The organism is Streptomyces sp. NPDC096046 (assembly GCF_040303285.1).
Lineage (GTDB): Bacteria > Actinomycetota > Actinomycetes > Streptomycetales > Streptomycetaceae > Streptomyces.
On sequence record NZ_JBEOSZ010000009.1, the window covers coordinates 104,794 to 125,210 of the forward strand.

Below are 20,417 nucleotides of genomic sequence, written 5' to 3' on the forward strand. Positions count from 1 at the left end.
ATAGGCAAGTATTCACTTGCCTATCAAGTCCTCGCCGCCGGCCCGACCCGTCAGAGCGACTCCCGCCACCCGTTCGTGATCGGCAGCCGCCGGTCCTTCCCGAACCCCTTCGCCGAGATCTTCGTGCCCGGCGGGTACTGCCGCCGCTTGTACTCCGCCGTGTCCACCATCCGCAGCGTCTTCGCGACCAGCGCCGGGTCGTACCCGGCCGCCACGATCTCGTCCGCGCCCCGGTCCCGGTCGACGTACAGCTCGAGGATGGCGTCCAGCACCGGGTAGTCGGGCAGCGAGTCCGTGTCCACCTGGCCCGGGCGCAGCTCCGCGCTCGGCGGCTTGGTGAGGGAGTTCTCCGGGATCGGCGGCGTCTGGCCGCGTTCCCGGGCGGCCCGGTTGCGCCACTCCGAGAGACGGAAGACCGACGTCTTGTAGACGTCCTTGATGGGGCCGTACGCCCCGACCGAGTCGCCGTAGAGCGTCGAGTAGCCGACCGCCAGCTCCGACTTGTTGCCCGGGGCGAGAACGATGTGGCCCTCCTGGTTGGAGAGCGCCATGAGCAGCGTGCCGCGCAGACGCGACTGGAGGTTCTCCTCCGCCAGACCCGTCAGGCCCAGCGACCCCATGTACGCGTCGAACATCGGCTCGATCGCGACCGTGCGGTAGTTCAGGCCCGTGCGGCGGGCCAGTTCGGCCGCGTCGTCCTTGGAGTGGTCCGAGGAGTACTTCGACGGCATCGACACGCCGTACACGTTCTCCGGGCCCACCGCGTCGCACGCGATCGCCGCCACCAGTGACGAGTCGATACCGCCCGACAGGCCGATCAGGACCGACGTGAAGCCGTTCTTCGCGACGTACGCCCGCAGGCCCACGACGAGCGCCGAGTAGACCTCCTCGTCGTCGTCCAGGCGCTCCGCGTAGCCGCCCGCGAGCTCGGGCTCGTAGGGGGGCAGCGGTTCCTCGGAGAGCACCACGCGGTCGATGCGCAGGCCGTCGTCGACCACGCCCGTCGGGGCGTCGGCCGACGCCGCCGGCAGCTCCAGGTCCAGGACCACGCAGCCCTCGGCGAACTGCGGCGCCCGGGCCACGACCGCGCCGTCCTTGTCGACCACGATCGAGTCGCCGTCGAACACCAGCTCGTCCTGGCCGCCGATCATGGCCAGGTACGCCGTGGTGCAGCCGGCCTCCTGGGCCCGCTTGCGGACCAGCTCCAGGCGCGTGTCGTCCTTGTCGCGCTCGTAGGGGGAGGCGTTGATCGAGACCAGCAGGCCCGCCCGCGCCGAGCGGGCGGCGGGGACACGGCCGCCGTCCTGCCAGAGGTCCTCGCAGATGGCCAGGGCGACATCCACGCCGTGCACCCGCACGATCGGCATGCTGTCGCCGGGCACGAAGTAGCGGAACTCGTCGAAGACGCCGTAGTTGGGCAGGTGGTGCTTGGCGTAGTTCAGGACCACCTCACCGCCGTACAGCACCGCGGCCGCGTTCTGCGGCGCGCCGGCCGGCTGACCGTACTTCGGCTGGGCGGTCGCACTGCGGTCGAGGTAGCCGACGATCACCGGCAGCTCTCCGAAGCCCTCCTCGGCCAGGCGCGCGGCGAGCGTGCGCAGCGCAGCGCGTGAGGCCTCCACGAAGGACGACCTGAGCGCCAGGTCCTCGACGGGATACCCGGTCAGCACCATCTCCGGGAACGCCACGAGGTGCGCTCCCTGCTCGGCGGAGTGCCGGGTCCAGCGGACGATCGACTCGGAGTTGCCGGCGAGGTCGCCCACGCGGGCGTCGATCTGGTTCAGGGCGAGACGTAGTTGAGGCACGCCGCCCAGTGTAATCGTCAGAGCGACACAATGGGGTGGTGTGGGTCACCCCACACCACCCCGGTCCCCGTGCGGAGGTCAGTGCCGCCGGTACGACTCGACGTAGCCGCCCGCGGGCGAGCCCACGCCGGTGACGTCGTCGTAGCCCTTCACGGCCGTGAGGGAGCCGTCCTTGCCGAGACCGCGCACGGAGGTGGCCGGACCGCCGGTGGCGTCGTAGCCGTTCACGAAGTCGACGCGGGCCACGGCGAGGCCGGAGCCCGTCGGGTCGTCGGTGACGTCGTGGTAGACCCGGGCCGAGACCCGGGCGCCGTCGGAGGTGGCGCCCTTGTCCGCCTTGGCCGTGGCCCATGCGGGCCGGGTCCCGGCCGGCAGGGCGCGGACCGGATGGTCGGCGGCGTTGGCCGCGGGTATGCCGAGCGGCCGGCGCACCGGCGAGCATCGGCAGTGTCGCTGCCATGCTCACCCCGGCGCGCACGATGGCGCGGTTGGATCTCATGGAACCCCCTGTGCGGTTCGTCGCGAGTGGATCACTCGACGGACGCCACTCTCGCGATGAACCGTTCATGCCAGGGAATGGTCCAGCCCAAGAAGCTTTCCACGGAGGCCAAGAAGAGCCCAAGAGGCCGCAGTCAAGGGCGATTTGAGGCCTACGCGCAGGCCGCCGCTAGGAACGCGGCGCTGCGCCCCGCTCCTTGAGCATGTCCGCCATCAGGGAGATCTCCGACTCCTGCGCCTCCACCATGCCCTGGGCGAGCCGCTTCTCCACCCCCACCGCGCACCGGTCCACGCACCCCTCGGCCATGTGGACGCCGCCCTGGTGATGGTCCGTCATCAACTGGAGGTAGAAGACCTCCGCCCGCTTCCCGCTGAGCTCGCCGAGCTTCTTCATCTCCGAGTCGGTCGCCATGCCCGGCATCAGCGCGCCGTCCTCGCCGGAGGCCATGTCGCCCATGTCCATCCAGGTCATGGGCGGTTGGGAGGACACCTTGGGCAGAGCCCACAGATCGAGCCAGCCGAGCATCATGCCGCGCTGGTTGGCCTGCGTCTGCGCGATGTCGTACGCGAGGCGCCGGACCTCCTCGTCCTCGGTGCGGTCGCGCACGATGTACGACATCTCCACGGCCTGCTGGTGGTGCACCGCCATGTCCCGCGCGAACCCGGCGTCCGCGGACGCGGCGGAGGGGGTCACGCCGCCGCCGTCGTCCCCGGCGACCGCGTAGGTGATCGCACCGGCCGCGACGAGCGCCGCCGCCGCGGCCCCGGTGATCAGACCGACGTGCCTCACTTGGAGAGCCCGTTCGTGCAGGCGGCCCCCGGCTCGGGAGTCTGCTCGCCCTGGACGAACTTCTCGAAGAAGGCGTCCACGTTCGGGTCGCTCGCGCCCGTCACCGTGCGCTGGTGGCCCCACGCCGAGAGCATGATCGGGTCCTTCTGGTCGTCCAAGGGGCTCATCAGCGTGTACGGCGTCTTCTTCACCTTCGCCGCGAGCGCGTCGATGTCGGCCTTCTTCGCGGCCGCGTTGTACGTCACCCACACCGCGCCGTGCTCCAGCGAGTGCACGGCGTTGGTGTTGTTCAGCGGCTCGGTGTAGACGTCGCCGTTGCAGTTCATCCAGACCGGGTTGTGGTCACCGCCGACCGGCGGCTCGGAGGCGTACTTCACGGCCTTGGTGACGTGGTTGCGGGCCAGCTTCCCCTCCCAGGTCTTCACGCCGTCCTCGCCCGTCACGAACCTGCCCTTGCCCGAGGAGTCGCTCGCCACGGCGCCGCTGCCCTTGTCGCCGTCCTGGGACCGCACGAGCACGACACCGCCGACGACGAGACCGGTGACGACCACGACGCAGGCCGCGATGGTGAGGATCCGGTTGCGGCGCTCGCGGGACTGCTCGGCGCGCCGCATCTCCTCTATGCGCGCCTTGCGGTCCGTGCGGGTCTTGTTGGCGGAGCCCATGAGGTGTCCTTCGTGGGAAAAGTGACGGTCGGGTCGGCTGATCGTAATGCGGGAGACGGGGCGCCTCGTAGAGCGGCCGCGGGAATGGGCCGAATCGATACGGCACCGACAGCGGCACGACAGGTTCACCGACCCCGGCCCGCACTCCCGCCGGATCATGAGAACCACGGATTCCGTTTACCTGCGCTGCCTGTATGCCTGTATGCCTGTATCCCTGCCTGCATGCGGCTGCTGCGCTCCACCGACCCGGCCCTGCGGGCCCTGACGCGGCTCGCCGTCGCGGGCCGGTCCAGTCCGACGACCCGGGAGGTCGCGGACGGCATGGAGGTGCCCTGCCCCCACCTCGCGCAGGTCGTCGCCGAGCTCCAGCACATCGGTCTGCTCACGGCCCGCCGCGGCCGCGGCGGCGGCCTCACCCTCACCGAGCGGGGGCGTACGGCCCCGGTCGGTGAGGTCGGCCGCGCCTTCGAGGGCAGCGGCGACGTCGTCGACTGCGAGGACACCACCCCCTGCGGCTGCGCACCGCCCTGCGCCGGGCCCAGGAGGCGTTCTTCGCCTCGCTGGACCCGGCCACGACGGAGGACATCGTGGCGGAGCCGACCGGGGCTCTGCTGCTGGGATCTCGCGGGGCGCCGATCCCCGCGGGGCCCAAGCCGCACATCAAGTGGACGCGCGTGAGAGGAACCGGCCGTTACGGATGTCGGCGCGAGCAGGCACTATGGGCGGAAGAGCAGTTCACCTGCCGTAGGCGAGGCGTTCGACCCCGGGTCGGCCGGGCGATCATGGTCCGCAACGCGTTCGAAATGGTGGTGTGGTGGGATGCTCAGGTGCCCGACCGCCTCCCGTGGTACGGAAGACAGGCGGCCTGACCAGCAAGGATGGGGAAGCGGAAGATGGACAAGCAGCAGGAGTTCGTGCTCCGGACGTTGGAGGAGCGCGACATCCGGTTCGTACGCCTGTGGTTCACCGACGTGCTGGGCTTCCTCAAGTCCGTCGCCGTGGCCCCGGCCGAACTGGAACAGGCCTTCGACGAGGGCATCGGCTTCGACGGCTCCGCGATCGAGGGCTTCGCCCGGGTCTACGAGTCCGACATGATCGCCAAGCCGGACCCGTCGACCTTCCAGATCCTGCCCTGGCGCGCGGAGGCCCCGGGCACGGCCCGCATGTTCTGCGACATCCTCATGCCGGACGGCTCCCCGTCCTTCGCCGACCCGCGCTACGTGCTCAAGCGCGCCCTCGCCCGCACCTCCGACCTGGGCTTCACGTTCTACACCCACCCGGAGATCGAGTTCTTCCTGCTGAAGGACCGGCCGCTGGACGGCAGCCGCCCGACGCCCGCCGACAACTCCGGCTACTTCGACCACACCCCCACCAACGTCGGCATGGACTTCCGCCGCCAGGCGATCACCATGCTGGAGTCGATGGGCATCTCCGTGGAGTTCTCCCACCACGAGGGCGCGCCGGGCCAGCAGGAGATCGACCTGCGCTACGCCGACGCGCTCTCCACCGCCGACAACGTCATGACGTTCCGCCTCGTCATGAAGCAGGTGGCACTGGAGCAGGGCGTGCACGCCACGTTCATGCCGAAGCCGTTCTCCGAGCACCCCGGCAGCGGCATGCACACGCACCTGTCGCTCTTCGAGGGCGACCGCAACGCGTTCTACGAGTCGGGCTCGGAGTACCAGCTCTCCAAGGTCGGCCGCTCCTTCATCGCGGGCCTGCTGCGGCACGCGGCGGAGATCTCCGCGGTCACCAACCAGTGGGTCAACTCCTACAAGCGCATCTGGGGCGGCGCGGAGCGCACGGCGGGCGCGGGCGGCGAGGCCCCCTCGTACATCTGCTGGGGCCACAACAACCGCTCGGCGCTCGTCCGCGTCCCGATGTACAAGCCCGGCAAGACCGGCTCGGCGCGCGTGGAGGTGCGCTCCCTCGACTCCGGCGCGAACCCGTACCTGGCCTACGCCCTGCTGCTGGCCGCCGGCCTCAAGGGCATCGAGGAGGGCTACGAACTCCCGCCGGGCGCCGAGGACGACGTCTGGGCCCTCTCCGACGCGGAGCGCCGCGCGATGGGCATCGAGCCGCTCCCCCAGAACCTGGGCGAGGCCCTGACCCTGATGGAACGCAGCGACCTGGTCGCCGAGACCCTCGGCGAGCACGTCTTCGACTTCTTCCTGCGCAACAAGCGGCAGGAGTGGGAGGAGTACCGCTCGGAGGTCACGGCGTTCGAGCTGCGGAAGAACCTTCCGGCGCTGTAGCGCCCGCCGGAGCGGGGTGAGCGCTGTCCGGTGAGGGGGGCCGGCGGGTCACGAACCGTCGGCCCCCTCCGCTGGGCGAGCCCCAGCGCGCCCGGGTCTGCTGTGCGGGCCCCGGCCGCGCCCCGTTCCGCTGCGCGAGCAGCGGGCCCCGGCCGCACCCGGTTCCGCTGCACGGGCAGCGGGCCCCGGCCGCACCCGGTTCCGCTGCACGGGCAGCGAGCCCCGGCCGCACCCGGTTCCGCTGCACGGGCAGCGAGCCCCGGCCGCACCCGGTTCCGCTGCGCGGGCCCCCGCGCCCCGTTCCGCTGCGCGAGCAGCGAGCCCCGGCCGCGCCCGGTTCCGCTGCACGGGCCCCGGCGCCCGCAGGTGCCCTTCACCGGCGCCCGCAGGTTCCCTTCGCCGGGGCCTGCGTCCCCGGCGCGCTCACACCGACGCGTTCTGCGACGCCGTCGTCCAGGCGAAGCCGTCCGGGTCGGTGAACGGTTCCGCGTCGGCGCCGATGGTGAGGCGGTGCGAGCCCGTGCCGTCGGGGGAGACACCGGCGACCTTGGCGAGGCCGCGGCGCTTGTACAGGGCCAGCTTGACCGGGCCCGTGCCGGTGTCGAACTCGACGTACTTGCCGCCGAAGCTCTTCGCCACGGCCAGACCGTGCTCCACGTAGAACCGCTTGCCGGCCTTCACGTCCTCCACGCCGAGCAGCAGGACGACCTCGTCGACCTGCCGCGTCGCCGGGCCGGTGTTCTTCTTCGACGACGACGCGATCTGCCAGATCGTCCCGTCGGGGGCCTGCACGACGCCCCCGTAGCCCCACAGCGACTTGGCGGCGGGCTTCAGAATCGTCGCGCCGGCCCGCAGGGCCGCCTCGACGAGGGCGTCCACATCGGCGGGCTGGGCGACCACGAGCGACAGCGTGAACCCGCGGAAGCCGGAGGTCGGTGCCTCCGACGCCCGTAGGCGCAGCCGGTCGTCCAGGCCGAACGCGGTCGAGTAGAAGCGGCCGGCGGCGGCGGGGTCGGCCACCTCGAGGGTGACGAATGCGAGGGAAGTCATGACAACGACGCTAATCGCGCTGCGGCACCCGTGCTTCTCGATTCCTGACCGGCTTCCCCGGGCTCCTCAGGCCTGCCGCCGCTTCAGATCCGCGAGCAGCCGGTGCAGCGGCTCCGTGGCCCTGCGCCGGTACTCCTGCACCGCCCACCCGTTGCCGTCCGGGTCCTGGAAGTGCATGAACGTGGCACCGTCGTCCGGGGTGTACTGGACGGGCTCCGAGACGTCGAGGCCGCGCGCGACCAGCTCCGCGTGGGCCGCCTTGATGTCGGCCACGCACAGTTGCAGCCCCTGGTAGGAGCCCGGGGCCGGGGTGGGGCCGGGGGTCATCTGCCAGATCGACTCGCCCAGGGCGATCGAGCAGCCGGAGCCCGGAGGGGTCAGCTGCACGATCCGCATCCCGGGCATGACCTCCTGGTCGATGTCCACGTGGAAGCCGACCTTGTCCCGGTAGAAGTCCCGGGCGCGATCGATGTCGGTCACGGGCAGCGGGATGACTTCGAGGGTGATGTCCATGGCGTGACTCCTTCGTCCGGCCTCATGAGAAGCCGCCCCGCCCGGTCGGAGCCGGCGGAACGGCTCCCCTCACGGAAGCCGAAAACGGTGCGCGGCGCCACCGAGTGGACGGCCGCACGGCCCGCGCCGTACGGGAAATGGCCCTCGCGTACCCCCTGTGGCCGGAAACCGCCGTACCGTTCCTCCCGCGCCGCGCCCAGTCCCCGCAGCCGCCCGCCCCGAATGCCGCGCGCACCCCGTCCGCCCACCGAACTTACCGGCGCTTCCCCAGGCCCGTGCGGTTAGGCTCAAAGCCGTACGACCTTGATCCGATGGACGTCCGAGGAACAGTGCGAGGGAGGCCCGGATGACGGCGGCGCCGGGGCGCAGGAGCAGTACCTTCACACGACTGCTGCGGCACGGCTTCACCGATGCCTCCGCCGCCGAGCGGCTCCTGGACAGCCCCGAGCTCGTGGCCCTGCGCGACGACCCGGTGCTGCTGGAGGCGCTGGGCGCCACCGCCGACCCCGATCTCGCGCTGCTCGGCCTCGTCCGGCTGCTGGAGGCCCAGCAGAGCCCCGGCGCCCGCCGGGAACTGCTCGACACCCTGATCGCGGCCAAGCCCCTGCGCGACCGCCTCCTCGGCGTGCTCGGCGCCTCCACCGCCCTCGCCGACCACCTCACCCGGCACCCGGACGACTGGCAGGCGCTCGTCATGTACGAGGCGTACGACCTGCACCCCGGGGTGGAGGAGTTCGAGGCGGGTCTCGCCGAGGCCACCGACCCGGTCTCCCTGCGCGTCGCCTACCGGCGCTGTCTGCTGTCCATCGCCGCCCGGGACGTCTGCGGCACGACCGGCGTCGCCGAGTCCGCCGCCGAGCTCGCCGACCTCGCCACCGCCACCCTGCGCGCCGCCCTCGGTATCGCCGAGGCGGCCGCGCCCGAGGACGCCGGCCTGTGCCGGCTCGCGGTCGTCGCGATGGGCAAGTGCGGGGGCCACGAGCTGAACTACGTCTCGGACGTGGACGTCATCTTCGTCGGGGAGGCCACCGAGGGCACCGACGAGACCAAGGCCGTCCGCGCCGCCACCCGGCTCGCCTCGCACATGATGCGGATCTGCTCCGAGACCACCGTCGAGGGCTCCATCTGGCCCGTCGACGCCAACCTCCGGCCCGAGGGCCGCAACGGCCCCCTCGTGCGGACCCTCGCCAGTCACCTCGCCTACTACCAGCGCTGGGCCAAGACCTGGGAGTTCCAGGCGCTTCTCAAGGCCCGCCCGGTGGCCGGCGACCTCGACCTCGGCGCGCAGTACGTCGCCGCCGTCCAGCCCTTGGTGTGGAAGGCCGCCGAGCGCGAGAACTTCGTGTCCGACGTGCAGAAGATGCGCCGCCGGGTCGTGGAGAACATCCCCGTCGCCGAGGTGGACCGCCAGCTGAAACTGGGCCCCGGCGGCCTCAGGGACGTCGAGTTCGCCGTGCAGCTGCTCCAGCTGGTGCACGGCCGGGCCGACACCTCCCTGCGCAGCGGTACGACCCTGGACGCCCTTGAGGCCCTGGCCGCCGGCGGCTACGTCGGCCGGTCCGACGCCGCCCAGCTCGACGAGGCCTACCGCTTCCTGCGTTCCATGGAGCACCGCATCCAGCTGTTCCGGCTGCGCCGCACCCACCTCGTCCCGGAGGACGAGGCCGAGCTGCGCCGCATCGGACGCTCCCTCGGCCTGCGCGCGGACCCGGTCGCCGATCTGCACCGCGAGTGGCGGCGGCACGCGACCGTCGTACGCCGGCTGCACGAGAAGCTCTTCTACCGGCCGCTGCTCGACGCGGTCGCCCAACTCGCGACCGGCGAGGCCCGGCTGAGCACCGAGGCGGCCCGGGAACGCATGGTCGCCCTCGGCTACGCCGACCCCGCCTCCGCCCTGCGACACCTGGAGGCCCTGGCCTCTGGCGTCACCCGCAAGGCCGCCATCCAGCGCACCCTGCTGCCCGTGCTGCTCGGCTGGTTCGCCGACTCGGCCGACCCGGACGCGGGCCTGCTCAACTTCCGCAAGGTCTCCGACGCCCTCGGCAAGACACCCTGGTACCTGCGGCTGCTCCGCGACGAGGGCGCCGCCGCGCAGAACCTCGCCCGCGTGCTGTCCGCCGGCCGTCTCGCGCCCGACCTGCTGATGCGCGCCCCGGAGGCGGTCGCCCTGCTCGGCGACGGGGACGGCGGCGGCCTGGAACCCCGGTCGCGCGCCCATCTGGAGCAGGAGATACTCGCCGCGGTGCGACGCGCCGACGGCGGTGCCCAGGCGGTCGCCGCGGCCCGGGGTGTGCGCCGCCGCGAGCTGTTCCGTACGGCCGCCGCCGACATCGTCGGCTCCTACGGCACCGAGGAGCAGCCCGCCGAGGCCGACCAGGGCGCCCTGGTGGACCGGGTCGGCGGTGCGGTGTCGGACCTGACCGCCGCGACCCTGGCCGGCACGCTCCGCGCGGTCGTGCGCGACGGCTGGAAGGACGGTCTGCCCACCCGCTTCGCCATCATCGGCATGGGCCGGTTCGGCGGTCACGAGCTGGGCTACGGTTCCGACGCGGACGTGCTGTTCGTGCACGAGCCGTGCGACGGCGTCGACGAGCGGGAGGCCTCCCAGGCGGCCAACAAGGTCGTCTCCGAGATGCGCAGGCTGCTCCAGATCCCCAGCGCCGACCCGCCCCTGCTGATCGACGCCGACCTGCGCCCGGAGGGCAAGTCCGGCCCCATGGTCCGCACCCTCAAGTCGTACGAGGCGTACTACCGCCGGTGGGCCCTGACGTGGGAGTCGCACGCGCTGCTGCGGGCCGAGCCGGTCGCCGGCGACGAGGAGCTGGGGCGCCGCTTCATCGAGCTGATCGACCCGCTGCGCTATCCGGCGGACGGGCTGGCCGAGGAGGCGGTACGCGAGATCCGGCGGCTGAAGGCCCGCATGGAGTCCGAGCGGCTGCCGCGCGGCGCCGACCCCAAGTTGCACGCCAAGCTCGGCCCGGGCGGCCTGTCCGACGTGGAGTGGACGGTGCAGCTCATGCAGTTGCGGCACGGCTCGGCGGAGCCGGGCCTGCGCACCACGCGCACCCGGGAGGCCCTGGCCGCCGCCCGCGGGGCCGGGCTCATGACGGACGAGGACGCGGCGATCCTCGACGAGGCCTGGGTCCTCGCCACGCGCGTCCGCAACGCGGTGATGCTGGTGCGCGGCCGGGCCGGCGACACCTTCCCGACGGAGCCGAGGGAACTGGCCGCCGTGGGCCGGTACCTCGGGTACGGCCCCGGCCACGCGGGCGACATGCTCGACGCGTACCGCCGGACGGCCCGCCGGGCGCGCGGCGTCGTGGAGGAACTGTTCTACGGCGTCGCCGAACGCTGACCCGACACCGTCCGGTGGCGGTTCCGAGTCGCTCAGCGCCGGGTCGGGCGGGTGAGAGCGACGCCGTGGGGAAAGGCGGTGCGCTCGGCGACGTCGAAGACGGTGGGGTCGAAGGCGCCGTCGAAGGCCGGTCTGCCCGCGCCGGCGACCACCATCGTCACCACGACGTATCCGGGCGGACACACGGAGTGCCGGGCGGGTTCCCGGACGTGTGCGTCAGGTTCTGGCCCGCGCCCTGGGCGCGCCCTCGCCGGAGGACGCGTCCGGGCGCCGTACCGGCACCGTCTCGGGCAGCGCGTACGGCTGGCGTCCGTACCAGAGCGTCGCCACCGCGAACCCGAAGGCCAGGCACAGCAAGCCGCCGACCGCGTCCAGCCAGAAGTGGTTGGCCGTGGCCACGATGACCACCAGCGTCAGCGCCGGGTACAGCAGGCCCAGCACCCGCACCCAGGGGACGCTCGCCAGGGCGAAGATCGTCAGCCCGCACCAGAGGGACCAGCCGATGTGCATCGACGGCATCGCGGCGTACTGGTTGGACATGTGCTTCAGGTCGCCGGACGCCATCGAACCCCAGGTCTGGTGGACCAGGACCGTGTCGATGAAGTCGCCGCCGTTCATCAGCCGCGGGGGCGCCAGCGGATACAGGTAGTAACCGGCCAGGGCGACGGCCGTGGTCGCGAACAGGGCCAGGCGGATCGCCGCGTAGCGGCCGGGATGGCGACGGTACAGCCACACCAGGACACCCAGGGTGACGATGAAGTGGAGCGTCGCGTAGTAGTAGTTCATCCCGACGATGAGCCAATGCACGGAGTTCACGGCGTGGTTGACCGACTCCTCGACGGCGATGCCCAGATGCTGTTCGACCCGCCAGATCCAGTCGGCGTTGCGCAGCGCCTCGGTCTTCTGCTCGGGCACGGCGTTGCGGACGAGCGAGTACGTCCAGTAACTCACCGCGATCAGCAGGATCTCGAACCAGAACCGGGGCCGGCGGGGGGTGCGCAGCCGGCGCAGCGGACCACGCCCCGTATCGGCCGCAACGGGGTCCGGGAGGGCCGCTTCCAGGCCCTCCGGCTTTGTTACGGTCGTTTCACCCATAGGCGTAAAGTCTGCCAGAAAAGGACTTCCCCACCGATCATCCCGCGGCCCCGCCAAGGCCGCATGTCCTGCGGCGGCATCAGGCCACAGGTCTCAGGAGCGACCGCGTTCCCCGGGCGCCGAAGCGGTCGAACCGCGTACCACCAGCTCCGGCATGAACACGAACTCGCTGTGCGGCGCCGGAGTCCCGCCGATCTCCTCCAGCAGCGTGCGCACGGCCGCCTGACCCATCGCCGGGACCGGCTTGCGGATGGTGGTGAGGGGCGGGTCGGTGAAGGCGATCAGCGGGGAGTCGTCGAAGCCGACCACGGAGATGTCCTTCGGCACGTCCAGACCGAGCTGCCGGGCCGCCCGGATCGCGCCCAGCGCCATCATGTCGCTGGCGCACACCACGGCCGTGCAGTCGCGCCCGATCAGCGCCGTGGCCGCCGCCTGGCCGCCCTCCAGGGTGTACAGCGAGTGCTGGACCAGTTCCGTCTCGACGGTCTCGGCGCCCAGGCCCAGTTGGTCCTGCACACAGCGCACGAACCCCTCGATCTTGCGCTGCACCGGCACGAACCGCTTGGGCCCGAGGGCCAGGCCGATCCGCGTGTGCCCCAGGGACACCAGGTGCGTGACCGCGAGGCTCATCGCCGCACGGTCGTCGGGGGAGATGAACGGCGCCTGCACCTTCGGCGAGAAACCGTCGACCAGCACGTAGGGCACGCCCTGGGCCCGCAGCCGGTCGTAGCGCTGCATGTCGGCGGTGGTGTCCGCGTGCAGTCCGGAGACGTAGATGATGCCCGCCACCCCGCGGTCCACGAGCATCTCGGTGAGCTCGTCCTCGGTCGAGCCGCCCGGGGTCTGGGTAGCCAGCACCGGCGTGTAGCCCTGCCGCGTCAGCGCCTGGCCGATGACCTGGGCCAGGGCCGGGAAGATCGGGTTCTCCAGCTCCGGGGTGATCAGCCCGACCAGTCCCTCGCTGCGCTGGCGCAGGCGCACCGGGCGTTCGTAGCCCAGCACGTCGAGAGCGGCCAGCACGGACTGGCGGGTGGTGGCGGCGACGCCCGGCTTGCCGTTGAGGACGCGGCTGACGGTCGCTTCGCTCACCCCCGCCTGCACAGCGATGTCGGCAAGCCGTGTGGTCACAGCACTGGACTGTAGCGGCCGGGCATCTCCTTGCACACCGACGGGACGCCGGGGGCGCGCCGTCGCACGGCCCGCTGCGGGTTGCTGGGTCATCGCGATCCCTCGAAGTCGTGGTCGGCGTCCGATCCGCAACGGATGATTCCCCCGGCGGAAACGGATGGCAAGTGCTTGCAGAGTCTTGCACAGCTGTCCGACTCCGCGCCGAACAGCCGTATGTCCGGGCTTCAGGGCGGTCGAGGGGAGGTCACGGCGGGATAACCATCACCATCTCTTGCACCTTTTTGCTGCAAGGTCTTTCGCAACGCCTTGCAGCGCGGCTAATCTCACCGACGCCCGGCGGCCAACGGCGCAGTCGGCAGCACGAACGGGCTTCACCCTCAAGGAGAACTCATGCGGCGTGGCATAGCGGCCACCGCTCTGGTGGCGTCCCTCGCCCTGGCGGCGACGGCCTGCGGCGGAAGCGACAGCGGCGACGAGGCCGACGGCCCGGTCACCATCACCTGGTGGGACACCTCCAACGCGACCAACGAGGCGCCGACCTACCAGGCCCTGGTCAAGGAGTTCGAGGCCGCCAACAAGGGCATCAAGGTCAAGTACGTCAACGTCCCCTTCGACCAGGCGCAGAACAAGTTCGACACCGCCGCCGGTTCCAAGGGTGCCCCCGACGTGCTGCGCTCCGAGGTCGGCTGGACCCCCGCATTCGCCAAGAAGGGCTTCTTCGCCCCGCTGGACGGCACCGAGGCCCTGAAGGACCAGGCCGCGTTCCAGCCCAGCCTGATCGAGCAGGCCAAGTACGAGGGCAAGACCTACGGCGTCCCCTTCACCACGGACACCCTGGCCCTCGTCTACAACAAGGAGCTCTTCGAGAAGGCCGGCATCAAGGAAGCCCCCAAGACCTGGGACGATCTGAAGAAGGCCGCCGCCACCATCAAGGACAAGACCGGCGTCGACGGCTACTGGGGCTCCACCCAGGCCTACTACGCCCAGTCCTTCCTCTACGGCGAGGGCACCGACACCGTCGACGTCGACGCCAAGAAGATCACCGTCACCTCGCCCGAGGCGAAGAAGGCCTACAGCACCTGGAAGAGCCTCTTCTCCGGCAAGGGCCTGCACAGGGCCGACACCACCGCCGACGCCTACGCCCACATCCAGGAGGCGTTCGTCAGCGGCAAGGTCGCCTCGATCGTCCAGGGCCCGTGGGAGATCACCAACTTCTACAAGGGCTCGGCCTTCAAGGACAAGAACAACCTCGGCATCGCCACCGTCCCGGCCGGCTCCACCGGCAAGGCGGGCGCCCCGACCGGCGGCCACAACCTCTCCGTCTACGCCGGTTCCGACGCCGCCCACCAGAAGGCCTCGATGAAGTTCGTCAACTTCATGACCTCGGCGAAGGCCCAGGAGACCATCGCGCTGAAGAACTCCACGCTTCCCACGCGCGAGGACGCCTACACCGACGAGGTCACGGCCGACCCCGGTATCGCCGGCTACCAGGGCGTGCTCGCCAGTGCCCAGCCGCGCCCGGCGCTGCCCGAGTACAGCTCCCTGTGGGGGCCGCTCGACGACGAGCTCATCAAGATCGCCGGTGGCAAGGAGTCCCTGGACAAGGGCCTCGGCAACGCCGAGACCGCCATCGCCAAGCTGGTGCCCGACTTCTCCAAGTGACGGCCGCCTGGCCGCCGGATCCCCCTGTCATGGGGACCCGGCGGCCACCGGCCCGCGCCTCAGCCCGGCAGCCCCCAGGGGGCGCCCGATGGATCTCCGCAGCGCCCGCGGAGATCCATCAGACACCCCCGTGACCTCCTTGAACCTCCAGAAGGTGTCGAACCATGACAGTCGCCATCGACCGAGCGACCGGCAAGCGGCACGGTGAGCGGGAACCGCGACCCGGACCGGCTCAGCGGCTGAAGAACGGCTTCCACAAGCACTGGTACGCCTACGCGATGATCGCCCCGGTGGCCATCGTCCTCGGCGTCCTCGTGCTGTACCCGCTGGGGTACGGCCTGTACCTCACCCTCACCGACGCCACCAGCCTGAACACCGCCCGCACGATCGGCGTCAACGAGATCGACGCCACCTACAAGTTCATCGGCCTGGACAACTACGCCGACATCCTGTGGGGCCCGACGGCGTACGACCGCTTCTGGTCGCACTTCCTGTGGACGGTCTTCTGGACGGCGGCCTGCGTCGCCCTGCACTACGGCCTCGGTCTCGGCCTCGCCCTGCTGCTCAACCAGAAGCTGCGCGGCCGCACGCTCTACCGGATGCTGCTGGTGCTTCCCTGGGCGGTGCCGACCTTCGTCACCGTCTTCGGCTGGCGGTTCATGCTCGCGGACGGCGGCGTCATCAACACCGCCCTGGGAGGCCTGGGCCTGCCCACCCCGATGTGGCTGGAGGACACCTTCTGGCAGCGGTTCGCCGCGATCATGGTCAACACCTGGTGTGGCGTGCCGTTCATGATGGTCTCGCTGCTCGGCGGCCTGCAGTCGATCGACGCGAGTCTGTACGAGGCCTCCGAGATGGACGGCGCCAACGCCTGGCAGCGCTTCCGGTACGTGACCCTGCCCGGACTGAGGTCCGTCAGCACCACCGTCGTACTCCTCGGCGTGATCTGGACCTTCAACCAGTTCGCCATCATCTTCCTGCTGTTCGGCAACACCGCCCCGGATGCCCAGATCCTCGTCACCTGGGCCTACCAGTTGGGCTTCGGGCAGCAACCGCGCGACTACGCCCAGTCCGCCGCCTACGGAATCCTGCTGCTGTCCGTCCTGATCGTCTTCACCTCCTTCTACCGCCGCTGGCTGAACCGCAACGACCAGCAGCTCGCGATCTGAGGCAGGAGTTCCCCATGAGTACGACCACCGTCGAGACCTCCGCCCCGGCCGGCGAGCGGCGTCCCGCACCCACCCCCGGCAAGGTCCGCCACCGCGGCGAACGCAGCCGCAGGGCCTCGCTCGCCTCGCACGCCGTGCTGATCCTCGCGAGCCTGACCGCGCTCTTCCCGGTCGCCTGGCTGGTCTTCCTGTCCCTCGGCCCGGACAAGGACGACTACCTCCACCCCGGGCGCATCTGGGGCAAGATGACGCTCGACAACTACGCGTTCGTCCTTCAGGACACCAGCTTCTTCGACTGGCTGAAGAGCACGCTGGTCGTGGTGCTGGGCACCACGCTCATCGGCGTCATCGTCGCCGCGTCCACCGGCTACGCGGTCTCCCGCATGCGGTTCCCCGGCTACCGCAAGCTGATGTGGGTGCTGCTGGTCACCCAGATGTTCCCGATCGCGGTACTGATCGTGCCGATGTACCAGATCCTCTCGGATCTGCAGCTCATCGACAGCTACCTTGGTCTCGTCCTGGTCAACTGCACGACGATCGTGCCGTACTGCGCCTGGCTGATGAAGGGCTATTTCGACACCATCCCGTTCGAGATCGACGAGGCCGGGCGCGTCGACGGGCTGACCCCCTTCGGCACGTTCGCGCGGCTCATCCTGCCGCTCGCCAAGCCCGGCCTCGCGGTCGCGGCGTTCTACAGCTTCCTCACGGCCTTCGGTGAGGTCGCGTTCGCCTCGACGTTCATGCTGAGCGACGACAAGTACACCTTCGCCGTCGGTCTGCAGACGTTCGTCAGCGAGCACGACGCACAGCGCAACCTGATGGCCGCGACGGCTGTGCTGATCGCGATACCGGCCGCCCTGTTCTTCTACCTCGTGCAGAAGAACCTGGTGACCGGGCTCACCGCAGGTGGCACGAAGGGGTGAAGGCGCGCCCCTCGGGCCACCGCCCGAACCGCACGTCACAAGCCCGAGGCGGCCGCGGCGCCCATCCGACCCCGCTGTGCCGCGGCCGCCTCGTCACCCCACCCACGCCTTCCATGACCGACCTCCTGTTACGCATCAAGGACGACATGAGCCAGCACTCAGCCGCACCTGTCCCCACCCCCACGTCCGCAGTGGCCGTCGCCAAGCGCCGCGACTGGTGGCGGGACGCGGTGATCTACCAGGTGTACCCGCGCAGCTTCGCCGACAGCAACGGCGACGGCATGGGCGACCTGGAGGGTGTCCGCACCCGTCTGCCGTACCTGCGCGACCTCGGCGTGGACGCCGTGTGGCTCAGCCCCTTCTACGCCTCACCGCAGGCCGACGCCGGCTACGACGTCGCCGACTACCGCGCTGTCGACCCCATGTTCGGCAACCTCCTGGACGCCGACGCACTGATCCGCGACGCCCACCGGCTGAGCCTCAGGGTCATCGTCGACCTGGTCCCCAACCACTCCTCCGACCAGCACGAGTGGTTCAAGCGGGCCGTCGCCGAGGGCCCCGGCTCCCCCCTGCGGGAGCGCTACCACTTCCGCCCCGGCAAGGGGGAGGACGGCGAACTGCCGCCCAACGACTGGGAGTCGATCTTCGGCGGCCCGGCCTGGACCCGGGTCACCGAGCCCGACGGCACGCCCGGCGAGTGGTACCTGCACCTCTTCGCCCCGGAGCAGCCCGACTTCAACTGGAACCACCCGGCCGTCGGCGACGAGTTCCGCTCCATCCTGCGGTTCTGGCTCGACATGGGCGTCGACGGCTTCCGGATCGACGTCGCCCACGGCCTGGTGAAGGCGGAAGGGCTGCCCGACCTCGGATCCCACGATCAGGTGAAACTGCTGGGCAACGATGTCATGCCGTTCTTCGACCAGGACGGTGTGCACGAGATCTACCGGCGGTGGCGGCTGATCCTCGACGAGTACGCGGGCGAGCGGATCTTCGTGGCGGAGGCGTGGACCCCCACCATCGAGCGCACCGCGAACTACGTCCGTCCGGACGAGCTGCACCAGGCCTTCAACTTCCAGTACCTGAGCACCCACTGGGACGCGGCGGAGATGCGCGAGGTCATCGACCGGACCCTGGAGGCCATGCGCCCGGTCGGCGCCCCCGCCACCTGGGTGCTGTCCAACCACGACGTCACCCGGCACGCCACCCGCTTCGCCAACCCGCCCGGCCTCGGCACCCAGATCCGCCTGGCCGGCGACCGCGAACTGGGACTGCGCAGGGCCCGGGCGGCGAGCCTGCTGATGCTGGCGCTGCCCGGCTCGGCCTACATCTACCAGGGCGAGGAACTCGGCCTGCCCGACGTCGTCGACCTGCCGGACGAGGTGCGCCAGGACCCGGCGTACTTCCGGGGCGCGGGGCAGGACGGTTTCCGCGACGGCTGCCGGGTGCCGATCCCGTGGACCCGGACGGGTTCGTCGTACGGCTTCGGCGCCGGGGGCAGCTGGCTGCCGCAGCCGGAGGGCTGGGGCGAGCTGAGCGTCGAGGCGCAGACCGGGCAGCCCGGTTCGACCCTGGAGCTGTACCGCGCCGCGCTCGCGGTGCGCCGTGAGCAGGCCGGCCTCGGGGCCGGCACGTCCGTGGAGTGGCTGCGGGCGCCCGAGGGCGTGCTGGCCTTCCGGCGCGGGGAGTTCGTGTGCGTCGCGAACACCACCGGCGAATCGGTGGCGATGCCGGCGTACGGCCGGGTGCTGCTGGCCAGCGGGGAGATCGTCGAGGTCGACGACGAGGCCAAGGTGCCGGCCGACACCACGGTGTGGTGGACCACCGCGACCGCGGGGCATCGCGCCTGATCTTCCTTTGAATTCGGTACGGCCCGCTGCCCTTTCGGGCGGCGGGCCCTTACTATCTGCGTCACCGCAAGGTTTGTGAACCTTGCAGCAAGAACCTTCAACGAAGAAGGAAACCCCACATGGCACGCAGATACCTCGCCGTCGCCGCGCTCGCCGCGGCTTCGGTTGTCATGAACCCGACTGGCGCACAGGCCTCCCCACCCGGCACCAAGGACGTCACCGCCGTCCTCTTCGAGTGGAACTTCGCCTCGGTCGCCCGCGAGTGCACCACCGCCCTCGGCCCCGCCGGATACGGCTATGTGCAGGTCTCCCCACCCGCCGAGCACATACAGGGACCGCAGTGGTGGACCTCGTACCAGCCGGTCAGCTACAAGATCGCCGGCCGGCTCGGTGACCGCACGGCCTTCCGGAACATGGTGGACACGTGTCACGCGGCCGGGGTGAAGGTCGTCGTGGACGCCGTCGTCAATCACATGGCGGCGGGCAGCGGCACCGGCACCGGCGGCTCGTCGTACGGCAAGTACGCCTACCCCGGCCTGTACTCCGCGCCCGACTTCGACGACTGCACCAGCCGGATCGGCGACTACCAGGACCGCTGGAACGTCCAGCACTGCGAGCTGGTCGGTCTCTCCGACCTCGACACGGGTGAGGGCTACGTCCGCGGCGCGATCGCCGGGTACCTGAACGACCTGCTCTCCCTCGGCGTCGACGGCTTCCGCGTCGACGCGGCCAAGCACATGGACGCGGCCGACCTCGCCGGCATCAAGTCCCGGCTGAACAATCCGTCGGTGTACTGGAAGCAAGAGGTCATCTACGGCGCCGGCGAGGCCGTCCAGCCCACCGAGTACACCGGCAACGGCGACGTCCAGGAGTTCCGCTACGCCTACGACCTCAAACGGGTCTTCACCCACGAGAATCTCGCCTACCTGAAGAACTACGGCGAGGGCTGGGGCTACATGAACAGCGGCGTCTCCGGTGTCTTCGTCGACAACCACGACACCGAGCGCAACGGCTCCACCCTCAGCTACAAGGACAACGCCACCTACACCCTGGCCAACGTCTTCATGCTGGCCTGGCCCTACGGCGCCCCGGACATCAACTCCGGCTACGAGTTCACCGACCACGACGCCGGCCCGCCGAACGGCGGCCAGGTGAACGCCTGCTGGCGGGACGGCTGGAAGTGCCAGCACAACTGGCCGGAGATCAAGTCCATGGTCGGCTTCCGCAACGCCACCCGGGGCCAGGCGGTCACCGACTGGTGGGACAACGGCGGCGACGCCATCGCCTTCGGCCGGGGCGGCAAGGGCTTCGTGGCCGTCAACCACGAGTCCGGCTCCCTGACCCGCACCCACCAGACCTCGCTGCCGGCGGGGAGGTACTGCGACGTGCAGAGCGACACGGTGGTGACGGTGGACTCCAGCGGCCGGTTCACGGCGACCCTGGGCGCGCACACGGCCCTGGCGATCCACGTGGGCAAGTCCGCCTGCTGACGCGGAAGGACCCGCTTCCCGGTGCGAGCGGCCCCCGCGGCACGTCCTGTGACGGCTGGGGCCGCCGTGCCGGACCAACTCCGGTGGTTGAAAGTTCTTTCCAATGGTTTCAGAACTCTTGCTGTAAGGGTTTCGGCGGCGATACGGTCGCGCGGGGTCGGACCCGAGAGAG

The 20,417-nt window shown here is 70.7% G+C and carries 15 protein-coding genes and 2 pseudogenes; 8 read left to right on the forward strand and 9 right to left on the reverse strand.

The window, feature by feature from the left end; all coding sequences use genetic code 11:
- Positions 1–50: 50 nt before the first annotated feature.
- The 4 genes and pseudogenes from ABTX62_RS10965 to ABTX62_RS10980 all read right to left on the reverse strand — a co-directional run bounded on the left by ABTX62_RS10965 (position 51) and on the right by ABTX62_RS10980 (position 3,758).
- Positions 51–1,805 carry an NAD+ synthase gene (locus tag ABTX62_RS10965; protein ID WP_352115869.1) on the reverse strand — a complete coding sequence of 585 codons (1,755 nt, stop codon included), beginning with the start codon at positions 1,803–1,805 and terminating at the stop codon, positions 51–53.
- Between the two features lie 78 nt (positions 1,806–1,883).
- Positions 1,884–2,096, reverse strand: a pseudogene (locus ABTX62_RS10970) (serine protease); the annotation flags it as partial.
- Positions 2,097–2,472: 376 nt separating this feature from the next.
- Positions 2,473–3,093, reverse strand: a complete 621-nt coding sequence (locus ABTX62_RS10975; protein WP_352115870.1) for a DUF305 domain-containing protein — start codon at positions 3,091–3,093, stop codon at positions 2,473–2,475.
- Entirely contained in the window at positions 3,090–3,758 is a 669-nt protein-coding gene (locus ABTX62_RS10980) for a thioredoxin-like domain-containing protein (RefSeq protein WP_352115871.1), read from the reverse strand. Before ABTX62_RS10980 ends, ABTX62_RS10975 begins: the two co-directional genes overlap by 4 nt.
- 222 nt (positions 3,759–3,980) lie before the next feature.
- Here ABTX62_RS10980 and ABTX62_RS10985 point away from each other — a divergent pair.
- Together ABTX62_RS10985 and glnA2 are read left to right on the forward strand one after the other, a co-directional pair.
- Positions 3,981–4,399 (forward strand): annotated as a pseudogene (locus tag ABTX62_RS10985) (Rrf2 family transcriptional regulator); the annotation flags it as partial.
- Between the two features lie 252 nt (positions 4,400–4,651).
- On the forward strand, positions 4,652–6,013 hold the full coding sequence (glnA2, locus tag ABTX62_RS10990) for a gamma-glutamylpolyamine synthetase GlnA2 (RefSeq protein ID WP_033312643.1): 1,362 nt from the start codon (positions 4,652–4,654) through the stop codon (positions 6,011–6,013).
- Between the two features lie 423 nt (positions 6,014–6,436).
- Here the strand turns inward: glnA2 and ABTX62_RS10995 are convergent, their stop codons facing one another.
- Together ABTX62_RS10995 and ABTX62_RS11000 are read right to left on the reverse strand one after the other, a co-directional pair.
- The gene (locus tag ABTX62_RS10995; RefSeq protein WP_352115872.1) at positions 6,437–7,063 is read right to left on the reverse strand and encodes a glyoxalase; all 627 of its coding nucleotides are present in this window, start codon (positions 7,061–7,063) and stop codon (positions 6,437–6,439) included.
- Between the two features lie 66 nt (positions 7,064–7,129).
- On the reverse strand, positions 7,130–7,576 hold the full coding sequence (locus ABTX62_RS11000; RefSeq protein ID WP_352115873.1) for a VOC family protein: 447 nt from the start codon (positions 7,574–7,576) through the stop codon (positions 7,130–7,132).
- A 346-nt stretch (positions 7,577–7,922) separates the two neighbouring features.
- On the opposite strand from ABTX62_RS11000, the gene ABTX62_RS11005 reads away from it, so the two are divergent.
- Positions 7,923–10,931, forward strand: a complete 3,009-nt coding sequence (locus tag ABTX62_RS11005) for a bifunctional [glutamine synthetase] adenylyltransferase/[glutamine synthetase]-adenylyl-L-tyrosine phosphorylase (RefSeq protein ID WP_352115874.1) — start codon at positions 7,923–7,925, stop codon at positions 10,929–10,931.
- Positions 10,932–10,963: 32 nt separating this feature from the next.
- Here the strand turns inward: ABTX62_RS11005 and ABTX62_RS11010 are convergent, their stop codons facing one another.
- The 3 genes from ABTX62_RS11010 to ABTX62_RS11020 all read right to left on the reverse strand — a co-directional run bounded on the left by ABTX62_RS11010 (position 10,964) and on the right by ABTX62_RS11020 (position 13,154).
- The gene (locus ABTX62_RS11010) at positions 10,964–11,095 is read right to left on the reverse strand and encodes a hypothetical protein (RefSeq protein WP_502997935.1); all 132 of its coding nucleotides are present in this window, start codon (positions 11,093–11,095) and stop codon (positions 10,964–10,966) included.
- A gap of 52 nt (positions 11,096–11,147) precedes the next feature.
- A complete protein-coding gene (locus ABTX62_RS11015; protein WP_352115875.1) occupies positions 11,148–12,026 on the reverse strand; it encodes a phosphatase PAP2 family protein in 879 nt (292 codons plus the stop codon).
- Between the two features lie 93 nt (positions 12,027–12,119).
- The gene (locus ABTX62_RS11020; protein WP_283969537.1) at positions 12,120–13,154 is read right to left on the reverse strand and encodes a LacI family DNA-binding transcriptional regulator; all 1,035 of its coding nucleotides are present in this window, start codon (positions 13,152–13,154) and stop codon (positions 12,120–12,122) included.
- 390 nt (positions 13,155–13,544) lie between these two features.
- On the opposite strand from ABTX62_RS11020, the gene ABTX62_RS11025 reads away from it, so the two are divergent.
- The 5 genes from ABTX62_RS11025 to ABTX62_RS11045 all read left to right on the forward strand — a co-directional run bounded on the left by ABTX62_RS11025 (position 13,545) and on the right by ABTX62_RS11045 (position 20,245).
- Positions 13,545–14,816 carry an extracellular solute-binding protein gene (locus ABTX62_RS11025; RefSeq protein WP_352115876.1) on the forward strand — a complete coding sequence of 424 codons (1,272 nt, stop codon included), beginning with the start codon at positions 13,545–13,547 and terminating at the stop codon, positions 14,814–14,816.
- A 164-nt stretch (positions 14,817–14,980) separates the two neighbouring features.
- On the forward strand, positions 14,981–15,985 hold the full coding sequence (locus tag ABTX62_RS11030) for a carbohydrate ABC transporter permease (protein ID WP_352115877.1): 1,005 nt from the start codon (positions 14,981–14,983) through the stop codon (positions 15,983–15,985).
- Between the two features lie 14 nt (positions 15,986–15,999).
- Positions 16,000–16,908 carry a sugar ABC transporter permease gene (locus tag ABTX62_RS11035; protein WP_352115878.1) on the forward strand — a complete coding sequence of 303 codons (909 nt, stop codon included), beginning with the start codon at positions 16,000–16,002 and terminating at the stop codon, positions 16,906–16,908.
- A 146-nt stretch (positions 16,909–17,054) separates the two neighbouring features.
- The gene (locus tag ABTX62_RS11040) at positions 17,055–18,755 is read left to right on the forward strand and encodes a glycoside hydrolase family 13 protein (RefSeq protein ID WP_352115879.1); all 1,701 of its coding nucleotides are present in this window, start codon (positions 17,055–17,057) and stop codon (positions 18,753–18,755) included.
- 119 nt (positions 18,756–18,874) lie between these two features.
- Positions 18,875–20,245, forward strand: a complete 1,371-nt coding sequence (locus tag ABTX62_RS11045; RefSeq protein WP_352115880.1) for an alpha-amylase — start codon at positions 18,875–18,877, stop codon at positions 20,243–20,245.
- Positions 20,246–20,417: the final 172 nt, after the last annotated feature.

Excerpts from the sequence above, each read along its gene's own strand:
- ABTX62_RS11035 (WP_352115878.1), top strand. The coding sequence starts at position 16,000 with ATGAGTACGACCACCGTCGAGACCTCCGCCCCGGCCGGCGAGCGGCGT.
- ABTX62_RS11005 (WP_352115874.1), top strand. The coding sequence starts at position 7,923 with ATGACGGCGGCGCCGGGGCGCAGGAGCAGTACCTTCACACGACTGCTG.
- glnA2 (WP_033312643.1), top strand. The coding sequence starts at position 4,652 with ATGGACAAGCAGCAGGAGTTCGTGCTCCGGACGTTGGAGGAGCGCGAC.
- ABTX62_RS11015 (WP_352115875.1), bottom strand. The coding sequence starts at position 12,026 with ATGGGTGAAACGACCGTAACAAAGCCGGAGGGCCTGGAAGCGGCCCTC.
- ABTX62_RS11040 (WP_352115879.1), top strand. The coding sequence starts at position 17,055 with ATGAGCCAGCACTCAGCCGCACCTGTCCCCACCCCCACGTCCGCAGTG.
- ABTX62_RS11030 (WP_352115877.1), top strand. The coding sequence starts at position 14,981 with ATGACAGTCGCCATCGACCGAGCGACCGGCAAGCGGCACGGTGAGCGG.
- ABTX62_RS10980 (WP_352115871.1), bottom strand. The coding sequence starts at position 3,758 with ATGGGCTCCGCCAACAAGACCCGCACGGACCGCAAGGCGCGCATAGAG.
- ABTX62_RS10995 (WP_352115872.1), bottom strand. The coding sequence starts at position 7,063 with ATGACTTCCCTCGCATTCGTCACCCTCGAGGTGGCCGACCCCGCCGCC.
- ABTX62_RS11045 (WP_352115880.1), top strand. The coding sequence starts at position 18,875 with ATGGCACGCAGATACCTCGCCGTCGCCGCGCTCGCCGCGGCTTCGGTT.
- ABTX62_RS11000 (WP_352115873.1), bottom strand. The coding sequence starts at position 7,576 with ATGGACATCACCCTCGAAGTCATCCCGCTGCCCGTGACCGACATCGAT.
- ABTX62_RS11025 (WP_352115876.1), top strand. The coding sequence starts at position 13,545 with ATGCGGCGTGGCATAGCGGCCACCGCTCTGGTGGCGTCCCTCGCCCTG.